Genomic DNA, 12,269 nt, shown 5'->3' on the forward strand with positions numbered 1-12,269 from the left:
AGGCAGCATGGACAGTTTCGGAAATGAGGATTTCTGCTCATGCATGATCTCGACCTCCGCAGGATTCGCCCTTTGCAGGCGCGGCTCTGGCGGGGCCCGCCCGGGCGGCATCCTGCAGCGCAGGCAAGCGGTAGTGGAGCAGGTCGCCAATGCGCTCGATCGTCAGGTCAGGCGCGGGCGTTGCATCTAAGGCATCCGGCGCATGCCGGTCATTGGCATAGTGGCCCTGGCGCGGGAAGATGGTGGTGAGGCGGTCCTTCCATGCGCGCTTCATGGCGGCCAGGATGCGCGGCTTGTCATCAACCAACACGTAGTGCTGTGCCGGATGGCGCTGCTCAATGTCGTTCAGCATCGTTTCCTTGTGCACATAGATCAGGACCCGGCCGCCGACTGCCTGCCACAAGCCGGAGCGCTTGAGCTTGCGCGGCTGGAACACCACGTCGCCATCGGTCAGCAGGACCGTGCTCCCCCACGCATCCAGATGCGCGACCACCTCGAGGGCCGCCGGATACAGCCGGGCGGCAAACGGGTAGTCCAGCAGGAACGCCGACAGGCGAAGCACGCCCATATCGTTGGCAGCCTCGAAGCGCAGGCGCTGCACCGCGCCCAGGTAGTCGGCATAGCCCAGCTCGGTGCGCAGGGCCTCGAAAATCTGCCAGTAGCGATCGCGGCCGGCCGTGCCGAAGATGTAGTCGAGTTCTGCCTGCAGATCGTTGTGCAGGCGGTCGTTGTCGAACAGCGTGTTGTCGCAGTCAAGCAGGAAAACCGGGTTGACCTGGCTCGTCATGGCAGCACCTCCTGTGGTGCGGGGTCGTGCCACCGGTTGCCCGCAGCCAGGAGATGGCTGGCTGACGGCGGCCCCCAGGTGGCCGGTTCGTAGGGGGTGACCGGCACGGCGTCATTGAGGATCGGGTCCACGACACGCCAGGCCGCCTCAATCGTGTCGCCGCGTGTGAACAAGGCGGCGTCGCCCCGCAGCGCGTCGCCAAGCAGGCGTTCATAGGGTGTCATTTCGCTGCCGGCGTGGCAGCGTGCGACCAGTGCCGTCGCCGTGCCGCCCATCGGCTCGCCGGGAACCTTGGTCCGCGCGCCGATCGTGATCGCCACATCGGGGCTGAGCCGGAAGCGGAAGTAGTTCGACTGGCCGTCGCCAGGGATATCGAAGATGGCAGGCGAGGGCGGCTTGAGCTCGACCGTCACCTCAGTACAGGTGACCGGCAGGCACTTGCCTGCCCGGATATAGAAAGGAACGCCGCGCCACCGCGCATTGTCCACATGCAGGCGCAGCGCCGCAAAAGTCTCCACCTGCGAGTCAGCCCTGACGCCGGCCACCTCGCGATATCCGCGGAACTGGCCGCGGACCGCTTCGGCCGGCGCGACCGGGCGCACGGCCCTCAGTACGCGCAGCTTCTCGTCGCGAATCGCATCGGGGCCACCGTCCAGCGGCGGTTCCATGGTTAGCAGCGCCAGCATCTGCAAGAGGTGATTCTGTACGACGTCGCGGATCGTGCCCACCTCGTCGTAGAAGGCGCCGCGCCCTTGCACGCCGAATGCCTCTGCCATGGTGAACTGCACATTGGCCACGTGGCCGCGATGCCAGACGGGTTCGAGGAATGTGTTGGCAAAGCGGAAATAGAGCAGGTTCTCGACCGCTTCCTTGCCAAGATAGTGATCGATGCGGAAGATCGCGTCTTCGGCAAAGCGGGCGAGCAGCGTGCGGTCGAGCCCCTGTGCCGAAGCCAGGTCGCGCCCGAAAGGCTTCTCGACGATGACCCGCGCGCCTGCCGCGCAGGACGATGCGGCCAGGCCTCGTGTAACAGGCTCGAACATGCCTGGCGGGATTGCAAGGTAGTGCAGCGGCCGGCTGGCACTGCCCAGCGCGCGGCGCAATTGTTCATAGGTGCTGCCGTCGTGGTAGTCGCCGCTGATGTAGCGCAGCCGCGCGGCCAGGCGGTCGAAGGTGGCGGCATCCACCGTGCCGTGTTGCGCCAGGCTATCGCGCGCGCGTTCGCGGAACTGGTCGAGGCTCCAGCCGGAGCGCGCCACGCCGATGACAGGAAGCTCGAGATGCCCCTGCCGGGTCAGGGCCTGCAGCGCCGGGAAGATCTGCCTGTAGGCCAGGTCGCCGGTGGCGCCGAAGAAAACGAAGGCGTCGGAACGGGCGGTCGTCACCATTACTCGCCCCCCGTTTTGCCTGTCTTCTCGACATGGCCGCCGAAGCCATAGCGCATGGCTGACAGCAACTTGTTGGCAAAATCTGCATCCCCGCGAGAGCTGAAGCGCTCAAAGACCGCGGCGCTCAGGATCGGCGCCGGTACGGCCTCGTCCAGCGCGGCGGCAAGCGTCCAGCGGCCTTCGCCCGAGTCCGCCACGCTGCCCTTGAATCCCGCGAGTTCCGGGTCTGCCCGCAGGGCCATGGCGGTGAGATCGAGCAGCCAGGAGCGTATCACGCTGCCATGGCGCCAGAGTTCGGCGATCTCGGGCAGGTCCAGTTCGTACTGATAGTCGGCCGGGTTGCGCAATGGCGTGGTCTCGGCATCCGTGCTGCTTGCGCGCTTGCCGATGTCGGCGTTGTGCAGGATGTTCAGCCCTTCCGCATAGGCACCCATGATGCCGTACTCGATGCCGTTGTGGACCATCTTGACGAAGTGCCCGGCGCCATGCTGGCCGCAATGCAGATAGCCCTGTTCCGCCGTGCTGTCCGGCGTCTGATGGCCGGTGGTGGGCGCCGCCGCATCCGCGCCCGGGGCCAGCGCGGTGAAGATCGGGTCGAGATGGCGCACCACCTCCTTGTCGCCGCCGATCATCAGGCAGTAGCCGCGCCCGAGCCCGGCCACGCCGCCGCTGGTGCCGACGTCCACGTAATGAACCTGTCGCGCTTTCAGTTCGGCGCCACGCCGGATGTCGTCGCGGTAGCAGGAGTTGCCGCCGTCGATGAGGATGTCGCCGGGTTCGAGAAGCGGGGCCAGCAGCGCAAGGTCGTCATCGACGACACCGGCGGGCACCATCAGCCAGATTGCACGGGGCTTGTGCAGGGTGGCCACCAGCGCCTCCAGGGACGATGCGCCGACGATGCCGGGACGCAGAGCAGCATCGATCGCCTCCGCCCGCAGGTCATACACCACGCATACGTGGCCGTGCTCCGCCAGGCGCTGCGCCATGCTGGCGCCCATGCGCCCCAGTCCAATCATGCCGAGCTGCATCTTGGGTCTCCTATGTTCAAGGGCAGATTGCGGCCGCCGTCACGCGGAATACAGACCACCACCACATGCGGCTTGCCGTCGTCCACCAGAGGAATTGCCGGTTCCTGCCGTTCGGTGCCATCGATGGTCAGTCCCGGGCGGCCGTCGGTGCCGTTCGGAAGGACGGTGATGCGATAAGGTGTCTCGCCAAAACGGTAGTCCACTTCGAACGAGGTCCATGCAGCCGGTACGCATGGCGTCACATGCAGATGGCCGGAAACGAGTCGCAGGCCCAGAAGCGATTCCACGATGAACTGATACATCCACCCGGCCGCACCCGTGTACCACGTCCAGCCTCCGCGGCCATCGTGCGGCGCGCAGGCATAAACGTCAGACGCGAGCACGTAGGGCTCTGTCCGATAAATCGCGATGGCACCGGCCGAGGCGGCGTGACGGATCGGATTGAGCATTTCGCAAAGCTGCCAGGCCCGGCCGGCATCGCCCAGCGCAGCGAATGCCATGGCAACCCAGACCGCCGCATGGGTGTACTGCCCGCCGTTCTCGCGAACGCCGCGCGGGTAGCCCTGGATGTAGCCCGGATTGGGCGCGAAGCGCTCAAAGGCAGGGGCCAGCAGCTCGATCAGCCCCGCATCGCGCCGCACCAGGTGCCGGTCGACGGCATCCATCGCCTGGCGGGCGCGGTGCGGGTCGGCGGCCCCGGACAGCACTGCCCAGCTCTGCGGGATCGAATCGATGCGGCATTCCGTGTTTTCCGCCGACCCCAGCGGCGAGCCGTCGTCGAACCAGGCGCGCCGATACCAGTCGCCGTCCCAGGCACAGCGCTCGATGGCACCGCTCAGGCGGGTGGATTCGTCAAGGCAGCGGCGGGAGAACGCGGGGTCATCGTGCCGCAGCGCGAGCTCGCTGAAGCGCGTCAGCACCGCGCACAGGAAGAAGCCCAGCCAGACGCTCTCGCCCTTGCCGCCCACGCCGACGAGGTTCATGCCATCGTTCCAGTCCCCGGCGCCCATCAGCGGCAGGCCGTGCGCGCCGAAGCGCAGGCCATGCTCGATGGACCGCACGCAGTGCTGGTACAGGCTGCCTGCTTCCCCCGCTTGCCGCGGCAGCTCGTAGCTGGAATCCTGGCCGTCCTTCAGTGCGCTGCCCTCGAGAAATGAAATGGATTCGTCGAGCACGCCAGCGTCGCCGGTAGCCTCCACGTAGCGACATGTCGCCAACGGCAGCCACAGGTAGTCATCCGAGCAGCGCGTGCGTATTCCGCGTCCCGTCGGCGGGTGCCACCAGTGCTGGACATCCCCCTCGGGGAACTGGCGTAAGGCGCTGCGCAACAGGTGTTCGCGCAGCAGGTCGGGCCGGGTGTGGACCAGGGCCATCGCGTCCTGCAACTGGTCCCGGAAGCCAAAGGCCCCGCTAGACTGATAGAACGCGGTACGCCCCCATAGCCGGCTGGCCAGGACCTGGTACATCAGCCAGCCGTTGGTGAGCACATCGAGCGCCCGGTCCGGGGTTCGGACTTGTACGGCGCCAAGTGTATGCCTCCAGTGGCGCCTGGCCGCGGCCAGTGCGCGGCGCGCTTGCGGGGCGCCGCGCAGGCGCGCGATCAGCGCGAGGGCATCACCGGTATCTCGCCCGGCGCCGAGGCGGAAGACAACCTGGTGAGCCTGCCCGTGGGCCAGCCCGAACCCGATGCGGATCGCGGCGCAAGGGTCGAGCCCTGCACCCAACGCGCCAGAGAGCGTCGGTTCGGACATCGCCGCGGGATGTCGCAGCGATCCGTTGCGGCCAAGAAAGGCCCTGCGGTCGCCGCAGAAGGACCGTTCTTCGATGCCGTCGGCATCGAAGAAGGCCGTGCGTCCGGCAAAGTCCGTGTTGTAGGCATTGCGGGCCAGCAGCGCTCCGCCGTCAGGTGCGAGGCTGGTGACGACGTGCATGCGTGTTTTCTCGCGTAGATCACCGAGCACCCATTCCAGGTAGCCGGTGACGGAGAGGCGGCGCGCCCGACCCGACCGATTGCGCACTGTCAGGCAAGCGAACTTGACCGGTGCGTCATGCGCAACGAAGACACACAGCTCGGATTCGATGCCGTGCTCGCTGTGGCTGAAGACGCTGTAGCCCATGCCGTGCCGCGTTTCATATGGCGTTTCACCGCCGCCCGGCAGCAGCGTGGCAGACCAGAAGCGGCCGTTTTCCTCGTCGCGCAGGTAATAAGCCTCGGTATTAGCGTCACCCACCGGGTCGTTCGACCATGGCGTGAGGCGAAACTCCTGTGCGTTCTCGCACCAGGTGGTGGCGCTTCCACTTTCCGTGACCAGACTGCCAAACGTCGGGTTCGCCAACACGTTGACCCATGGCATGGGCGTGGGGCTCGCGCTGTCCACCGTGATCGCATACTCGCGCCCGTTGCGGGTGAAGCCGCCCAGCCCGTTGGCGAAGAGCCGCCCGTCGCGGAAGTGTGGGCTTTGCCATGGTGGCTTGTTGCGAGCGCTGGCCGTGGGGCCGGCTTCGCGGCCTGAACTTGTTGCCAAGGCGGCTTTGTGCGCCGGGGCGGAGGCCTCGACTTGCGCGATCCGACCGGCCCAGGCGCCGTCGTTCGCGTCACTATCGTCGATTACGACACGGGCGACCGTTTGCAGCAGAATCATGTGTTCATCGTCGATCGCCCCGGACGGCAGCACGAAGATGCCGCCGGGCTGGCCGAGTGCGTCGGGGCCACCGTGGGCACGGGCAATCGCCGCAATCTGCTGCAGCAAAGGCGCGCGACCATCACGGTCCTCGCCGACGATGACGAGGTCGGTCGCCAGGCCGTGAAGCCGCCAGTAGCTATGCGCATCGACAAGCCTGCGCGCCAGCGCGAGGTCCCGAAGGTCCGGCAGCCGCAGCAGCAAGACCGGCAGGTCGCCGGAGATCGCATAGCCCCACAGGTCGGACTGGCCCAGGCGGTTGCTGGCGAGGATGTCCGGCGCGGCGCGCAGCGAGCCATCGGCGTAGATCAGTGATGCGGCCAGGCGCAGGTGGAAGCGGGCGTCGGTTTCGCTGGCATGGAGCCGGTTCAGGATATCGCGGCTATAGCTTGGGGCCGCGGCGAGGGCTGCGTCCCCGAACTGCGGCTCCCGGCCTCTGGCGAGCAGCGCCATGCATGCCTGGCGAGTTGCCGCGACACCGCTGATCAGATCGACGACGATGGTCTCCCCTGGACCCGGAGCGATCCGGCAGCGTATTGCGGCGACCGGGTCAAGCACGGGCCCGGCGCTGCCGGATAACGGTGCATTCCCATGCATCGCAACAGGATTCGCGGCGTCGCGGGTGCGCCCGATGAAACGCGCGCGATCGGTTTCATAGCTGAGGTGGTCCAGGGTCGCCGGGCTCGCTGCGCAGGTGAGCAGGTGGAACATCCAGGGCGTCGGTTCGTGCGGCGTGCGTTGCCGCCGGGTACACAGGATCGCCTGATGTCCGGTGTCGATTTCCGTTTCGATGAACAGCTTGTTGAAGGCGGGATGATCCGCGTCTTCCGCTGAGGCGGTCAGCGCGATCTCGGCATAGCTGGTCAGATCGAGTTCTCTGCGGGCAGGCCCGTGGTTGGTGACGTGAAGCCGGCGCACCTCCAAGTCGTACTGCGGTGAGACGGCGATTTCAGTCGTTGTCCCGATGTCGCCGTCGCGGCGATGGAAGATCGCGCGGCCCTCGGGGAAGGTGGCGTTCCAGGTGTCCGCCTGTCCCGGAGTGGGCTGATATGTGGAAGACCAGAAATGCCCGCTGGCCAGGTCGCGCACGTAGCAGAAGCTGCCTCGGTTGTCACAGGTTGGATCGTCGCGCCAACGGGTCAGCGCGAAACTGTTCCAGCGGCTGTAGCCGCCGCCTGCGCTGCTGACCATCACGTGATACGTGCCGTTGGACAGCAGCTGCACGGCAGGGGCCGGCGTGTCCGGCTCGTCAAAGCTGCGGCACTTGGTCAGCGGAACGGGGGCTACCGGGGCCGCAGCATCGGAATACGGAGGTCCGTCATCTACCTGGTTGGTCATGGAGATGCGCCCCGTTGTTTGACCCGGACGCGTGGCAGACAGCATGTAGTGGGCAGGTTAGTGCAAGGGACGAAGCGTTTCGGTCCGCTAACGTACCCTTGCAAAAGGGGCTGTTAGAAAGCGGTCGGAAAGATGCAGGAAAGCGGCCAGAGCGATGCGTGGGCCCGGTGCCGCATCAGTCCAGCCATCCTCCGCTGAAGGCCGCGCGACGCAATCCGGCCTTGATATAGGGGCATTGCCGCATGAGGGCCCAAATCCGGCCGCTCTGGTAGTTTTCGATCATGATGATCGTCGGGCCCTCATTGATGCCGAAGTGATATTCCGACACCCATCCCGCCGCGCGGGCGGGCTCGCAGGGAAAAGTTGGATTGAACGACGCCTTGAAGCCATAGGGATTGGCTTCACAGAGCCGGAGTCGGTTGAAGTGCGCGATTGTCGGCAACACAATGTCGGGGGCAAAGGGTAGCGAGGCCACAACGGCCCACGGCGCGAGAGTGCCGTCGTCCGGCCCGTAGGGAACGCCGCGCGCGATGTAGTCGAAGAAGGTGCGTCTCACGCCATTGACCGTCCGGGTCACTGTGCCAGGGCCGTCGCTGGCGGTCGTGCCCCAGCAGAACTCTCCGTATTGCTCAAAATCCAGGGGATTGCGGATCGCGTACTGCTGCTGCACCAGGGTCGCACGGCGGCTGTTCTCGAAGTAGTCGCATTGATGCTGCTGCATGAACGGATCGCGGATGCCGCGAAAGTCCACCCATGCCTGGGATAGCTGATGGGTGAACAGGGGGCCGGCATACAGATACTCGATGCCATAGACCGCCTTCCAGCAATAGCTCGCGGCCCAGGCCAGATAGCTGTGCGCCGGGATGGGAAACGTCGGGGAGCCGAGCGCGAGGATGTACAGGATCAGTGCCTCGTCATAGCCTTCCCAGTGCCACTTCAGGAATCCGTGTTCGGGCGTCCAGCCGTGGCACAAGAGCGGATTGGCTCTGAGCATCCAGTGCCAGTCCACCCGTCTATAAAGCATGTCGGCCAGCCGCCTGATCTCGGCCTCGCCGGCGGTTTCCTCCTGGAAGAACGCAGCCGCTGTCAGGATGCCCGCCATCAGGATTGCGGTGTCCACACTTGACAACTCGCAGAGCCACGCCCGACGGCCGGACGTCATGCTCAGAAAATGGTAGTAAAAACCCTTGTAGCCGCTGGCATTGGGCGCGGTGCTCTGCTCGCAGCATGCCAGGAAGCGCAACGTTGCCAGCGTGCGCTGCGCAGCGTGGTTGCGCGACATGAAATGGTGGTCGACGCCGATCGGGTAGACCGTGAGCGCCATGCCGATGGCCGCTATGCTGGCTGGCCACTCGAGGCGTGTCTTGTCGAACACCAGGCCGTTTGCCGGGTTCGCCTCGTTCACGAAGTAGGCAAACGAATCCCGCTGCAACCCCTGCAGCATTTCAACTTCCGCGATCGACCTGGCGACTCTGGCATTTGTCACGGCCGGCACTACTCCAATCCGGGCTTTGGGGGACGAGGCGGCATGCATTAGAGGCTAACCGTGCGGCCTTGTATTGCCGCAATTTGCACGAAGGACGTTCGTGTTTCGTTGTGTATAACTTGTCCCGGCAAACTGTGCCGTCCGCAGGCGTACAGTCCGCAGAATTTTTTTCTCGGATCATCATCTTGCCGCGCCCGGGGAGCAGGCGTCGGCCGGCACGCGCGACGAAGGCTATTCATCGGATTGTCCGTCGTCGTACCGACAGAAAAGATTCCCGCAACTAGTCTTTGATTGTGACAAGCAGATGCGTGTCAGGTCTCATCAAGGAGCCGTCACGAACCAAGCACAAATGCAGATCCGCCTCGAACGGGCAAAGAATAGGGTGAGGGAGATCATCGCCGCAGATTTGGACGGCGCGACGGTGGATTCGAATGGTAAGCCCAAGCAAGCCATCGTCAGCATGCTCGTCGCGCATGATGATGCAAAGGAGAAAGCTGCGGCGCTGCCATAGCACATTCGTGCTGGCCTTTGAGCGGCTTGCGGGGATGCGGGCCGGCGGCGTGGACTACTGAGCGGGGAGGTCGGGAGCAGGGGGCGTTATGGAGAAGGCGCAATGCGGCGGCAAACCTTCTGGGAATGATTTTCCGATATTGCGTCATCGAACCGCTTCCGGTGCGCATGGCCAGACCAGCGCCCCGGCGCACGGGGCAGCGAGGTCAGGGGAGACGCTTGTGCGTCCGGCCTGGCGCCGTGCGTTTCTCCGGATCCCGGCTATCACCTGATCGGGCCGGGCCGCTGCGCGCTCGAACGTGCCATCGGGTTTCGCGCCCCGCCCCGCTTGTGGATCAGCCGCTACCTGGGCCTTGGCGGCTATGTCGGCGCGCTCGTGCTCGTCACGGCCGGCCTGCTGGCGCTCGCGCTATGGATCTTGCAGGCTGCCAGTCTGGAATGCGGCGAACGAAGATATGTCCGAGTGGGACGCCGGGCGTAGTTGCACGTCATCAGCAATGAGATGACTCCTTGCTCTCTTGAGGCTGCGAGACACCTGCGCCATGTGACGAACAGCGTACGACTCACATGACCCAGCGTGCCGAGGTGTTCTTTTCCGAACTATATTTGATCCAGGCGACTAGCCTCTTGAAGATTGATGTAACTTGAGAGCGTCATGCCTTACTCAAATCATCTGGCAAGCCGGATTGAATGTCGGCGGTAGTGTGTGCTCGGAAAGTCCTGCGAAGGTTACTGGTGTGTCCCGTCACCGCATGCTGCCGAGGGGTATCCGGCGACGGATTGTCATGAGCGCGAAGAGGAGTTGACCATGAATTGGGATCAAATCCAAGGCAAGTGGGAGCAAGCGAAGGGGAAGGTAAAGGAACAGTGGGGGAAGCTGAGCGACGATGACCTTACTCAGATCGAGGGCAAACGCGAACAGCTCGCCGGGAAAATCCAGGAGCGCTACGGCTATACAAAGGAGCAAACAGAGGAAGAGCTAAAAGCATGGGAGCGTGACACTAAATGGTAAACGGGCTCAACTCCGCTCGCGAGAGGAGGGCGCTAGCCGCCGAGGAAGCTAGGGCGCTGATCGCCCACCTGGGGCTTATTCTCGACGAGCTCGCATTTGACGGCAACCGTCCCCCCCGAAGCGCCAGCGCGTTAATTCGCCGCCTTCGCAAAATGTACCTGGATGGCGCGCACCATGTCTGTGAGCGCGCTTGTCATATGGTGCAAGGCGTCCAACAAGGCGTGGTCAACTCGCCGATGAAGGCCGTCGGAATTGCCTTCGCCACCGGCGCGCTAGTCGCGTTCTTTTTCGCAAGAAACAGCCGCCGAAGTGAGTGAGCCAATGCATCCGGCATTGAGCGGGCGGGAACTTCGTTGACCATATTGCCGGCCCAGCCGTCGGTGGTAGCGAAGTGGCTTGGAGAGGCGTTCGCAAAATCCGGAAGAGAAGGGGCAAGCCACGGAATCCCTGCCTTCTGCGGGACGCCAACTCAAGCATGAAGATATTGGCTGCTTGCCAGTGTGCCAAGGAAGACGAGTCTTACCGATCGTGATATTGCGATGGGTGGCGTCGCGGACGGTCGGAACGTGAGCCAGATGACTGTCGGCGAGGCAATGTCAGCAGAGGTTCTATATTGTTTCGGTGATGATTCAGTCGAAAAAGCAGCGACGCTCATGAACGAGAGGCATGTATGTACATCGACTGGCGGTCCTGGACCGCAACACGCAGGATCTGATTGGGCTGATTTCCCCGCTTGCGAAAGCTGCACTTCGCTGAGTGCTGAACAAATATTCACGAAAATCAAAGAGTTGCTGTTCGATATTCTTGACCATGGCGTCGCGCGCTTCGTAGAAAACCCATGTGAAATTGGCAACTGATGTGTTTCGCTGTGCCGCCCTGCTTTTTGGAGCTTGGTCCGCGTCATGTACCGGGTGGCGGTGCAGATCACCGTGAGCGACTTGCAAGCGGCGATCGAAGCCGTATGCGAAAGTGGTGCCCTATGTGAGGGCGCGATCCTACTACCCGGGTGACCTTCTTTGATGGGCGCGCGCGCAGTACGAGCTCAACTACTACGTCGGTATCGCGCGCGAACTTAAGCGCGCCGGCGTGCACGTGCTCGCGCTAGGGCGCCGCGGGGGGCTCCCGGTCCGTTCGAATGCCTGCCGATAGAAGGTCCAGACGTCCGAGCGCCGCTCGATGAATTCGACGGTCTGCGGCATGCCAGGCTCGAACAGAGTTGTCGCGAACGCGCGTACCGGCGAAGCATTTTCCCTGGCCAGCACCACGCGATGCTCATCTCGCTCAAGAACGCGCAGACGATAGACAACGGAGCCGGTGCGGTTGTCGTTGATCCAATAGTAGTGCTGGCTGCCCCGTGTCAGTTCGGACGCCACAAAATTACGACGCCGGGATTTCGGGTCACTGTCGGAAAGCGCTGCAGCGTCGAGCGCTAGCGGGCGCCATGCATGCTCAGTCGTCGACCAGTAGCGCGCGTCGCGAAGCGCGGAAATCGCTCCTGCGCGCGCCAGGAGCGATTGTAAATCGCCCTCGAACCGAAAGCTTGCGGCGATCGCGACAACGAGTCTGGAGCCCGACGAAGCCGACCATCCCGTGCAAGCGGGCGGGATCCAGTGGATCCTATCGATCTCTGCCGCTCGCCAACTCGCAATCGCCGGCGATTCCTCGGGAGTGGGGAAAACCGGTGATACGTCCGCCCCACAGGGCGGAACGGGACCCGGATCGTGAGCCGCCGTGGAGAGAACTGGCAAGACGACGAAGGCAATGGCCGCCAGCGCGGCTTGCCCGGGCTTCAAAGGCATGCAGGGCTGCCCGGCGAACTCATGAGAGGACTCAGCACGTTCGTCTCCTGCGTCGAAGAAGCGTTTATGACTATCGTCGCGCCGGGCGCTTGGTCCATGCGGCGAAGTGCCCCCTCTGCTAGTGTAGTGCGTCATAAATAATGCAACTTAATCGCGATTTGCGAGTCTCCTGTTTGTGCAAGGAGGGAGAACCCATGAGAATCGCGGCAAAAATTGAGCTGAGCGAAGGCCAGCGCAAAC

General features: G+C 64.1%; 10 protein-coding genes. 4 read left to right on the forward strand and 6 right to left on the reverse strand.

Going from position 1 to position 12,269, the window contains the following annotated elements:
• Positions 1 to 37: 37 nt before the first annotated feature.
• The 5 genes from DN412_RS35600 to DN412_RS35620 form a co-directional block, all read right to left on the reverse strand.
• Entirely contained in the window at positions 38 to 787 is a 750-nt protein-coding gene (locus DN412_RS35600; RefSeq protein WP_115215846.1) for an HAD family hydrolase, read from the reverse strand.
• On the reverse strand, positions 784 to 2,175 hold the full coding sequence (gene zwf, locus DN412_RS35605; protein WP_208647723.1) for a glucose-6-phosphate dehydrogenase: 1,392 nt from the start codon (positions 2,173 to 2,175) through the stop codon (positions 784 to 786). The genes DN412_RS35600 and zwf overlap by 4 nt, the downstream gene beginning before the upstream one ends.
• The gene (gnd, locus tag DN412_RS35610) at positions 2,175 to 3,203 is read right to left on the reverse strand and encodes a phosphogluconate dehydrogenase (NAD(+)-dependent, decarboxylating) (RefSeq protein ID WP_115215847.1); all 1,029 of its coding nucleotides are present in this window, start codon (positions 3,201 to 3,203) and stop codon (positions 2,175 to 2,177) included. Before gnd ends, zwf begins: the two co-directional genes overlap by 1 nt.
• Positions 3,188 to 7,267 (reverse strand): GH36-type glycosyl hydrolase domain-containing protein, encoded by a 4,080-nt coding sequence (locus DN412_RS35615; protein ID WP_115215848.1) that lies wholly within the window; start codon positions 7,265 to 7,267, stop codon positions 3,188 to 3,190. The genes gnd and DN412_RS35615 overlap by 16 nt, the downstream gene beginning before the upstream one ends.
• Before the next feature lie 130 nt (positions 7,268 to 7,397).
• Positions 7,398 to 8,666, reverse strand: coding sequence for a glucoamylase family protein (locus DN412_RS35620; protein WP_167471171.1), 1,269 nt, complete (start codon positions 8,664 to 8,666; stop codon positions 7,398 to 7,400).
• 391 nt (positions 8,667 to 9,057) lie between these two features.
• On the opposite strand from DN412_RS35620, the gene DN412_RS43610 reads away from it, so the two are divergent.
• The 4 genes from DN412_RS43610 (at position 9,058) to DN412_RS43185 (ending at position 11,087) form a co-directional block, all read left to right on the forward strand.
• Positions 9,058 to 9,219, forward strand: coding sequence for a hypothetical protein (locus DN412_RS43610; protein WP_161564097.1), 162 nt, complete (start codon positions 9,058 to 9,060; stop codon positions 9,217 to 9,219).
• A gap of 807 nt (positions 9,220 to 10,026) precedes the next feature.
• Positions 10,027 to 10,230: a CsbD family protein gene (locus tag DN412_RS35625; protein WP_115215850.1), complete on the forward strand. Its 204-nt coding sequence runs from the start codon at positions 10,027 to 10,029 to the stop codon at positions 10,228 to 10,230.
• A complete protein-coding gene (locus tag DN412_RS35630; RefSeq protein ID WP_115215851.1) occupies positions 10,224 to 10,547 on the forward strand; it encodes a hypothetical protein in 324 nt (107 codons plus the stop codon). Before DN412_RS35625 ends, DN412_RS35630 begins: the two co-directional genes overlap by 7 nt.
• Positions 10,548 to 10,796: 249 nt before the next feature.
• Entirely contained in the window at positions 10,797 to 11,087 is a 291-nt protein-coding gene (locus tag DN412_RS43185) for a CBS domain-containing protein (protein WP_133303129.1), read from the forward strand.
• A gap of 192 nt (positions 11,088 to 11,279) precedes the next feature.
• Here DN412_RS43185 and DN412_RS35635 read toward each other — a convergent pair whose 3' ends face one another.
• A complete protein-coding gene (locus tag DN412_RS35635) occupies positions 11,280 to 12,029 on the reverse strand; it encodes a DUF6675 family protein (protein ID WP_115215852.1) in 750 nt (249 codons plus the stop codon).
• Positions 12,030 to 12,269: the final 240 nt, after the last annotated feature.

Origin of the sequence: Cupriavidus lacunae, assembly GCF_003353055.1 — a bacterium.
Classification (GTDB): Bacteria; Pseudomonadota; Gammaproteobacteria; order Burkholderiales; family Burkholderiaceae; genus Cupriavidus; species Cupriavidus lacunae.

Excerpts from the sequence above, each read along its gene's own strand:
- DN412_RS35600 (WP_115215846.1), bottom strand. The coding sequence starts at position 787 with ATGACGAGCCAGGTCAACCCGGTTTTCCTGCTTGACTGCGACAACACG.
- zwf (WP_208647723.1), bottom strand. The coding sequence starts at position 2,175 with ATGGTGACGACCGCCCGTTCCGACGCCTTCGTTTTCTTCGGCGCCACC.
- gnd (WP_115215847.1), bottom strand. The coding sequence starts at position 3,203 with ATGCAGCTCGGCATGATTGGACTGGGGCGCATGGGCGCCAGCATGGCG.
- DN412_RS35615 (WP_115215848.1), bottom strand. The coding sequence starts at position 7,267 with ATGCTGTCTGCCACGCGTCCGGGTCAAACAACGGGGCGCATCTCCATG.
- DN412_RS35620 (WP_167471171.1), bottom strand. The coding sequence starts at position 8,666 with ATGCTGCAGGGGTTGCAGCGGGATTCGTTTGCCTACTTCGTGAACGAG.
- DN412_RS43610 (WP_161564097.1), top strand. The coding sequence starts at position 9,058 with ATGCAGATCCGCCTCGAACGGGCAAAGAATAGGGTGAGGGAGATCATC.
- DN412_RS35625 (WP_115215850.1), top strand. The coding sequence starts at position 10,027 with ATGAATTGGGATCAAATCCAAGGCAAGTGGGAGCAAGCGAAGGGGAAG.
- DN412_RS35630 (WP_115215851.1), top strand. The coding sequence starts at position 10,224 with ATGGTAAACGGGCTCAACTCCGCTCGCGAGAGGAGGGCGCTAGCCGCC.
- DN412_RS35635 (WP_115215852.1), bottom strand. The coding sequence starts at position 12,029 with ATGCCTTTGAAGCCCGGGCAAGCCGCGCTGGCGGCCATTGCCTTCGTC.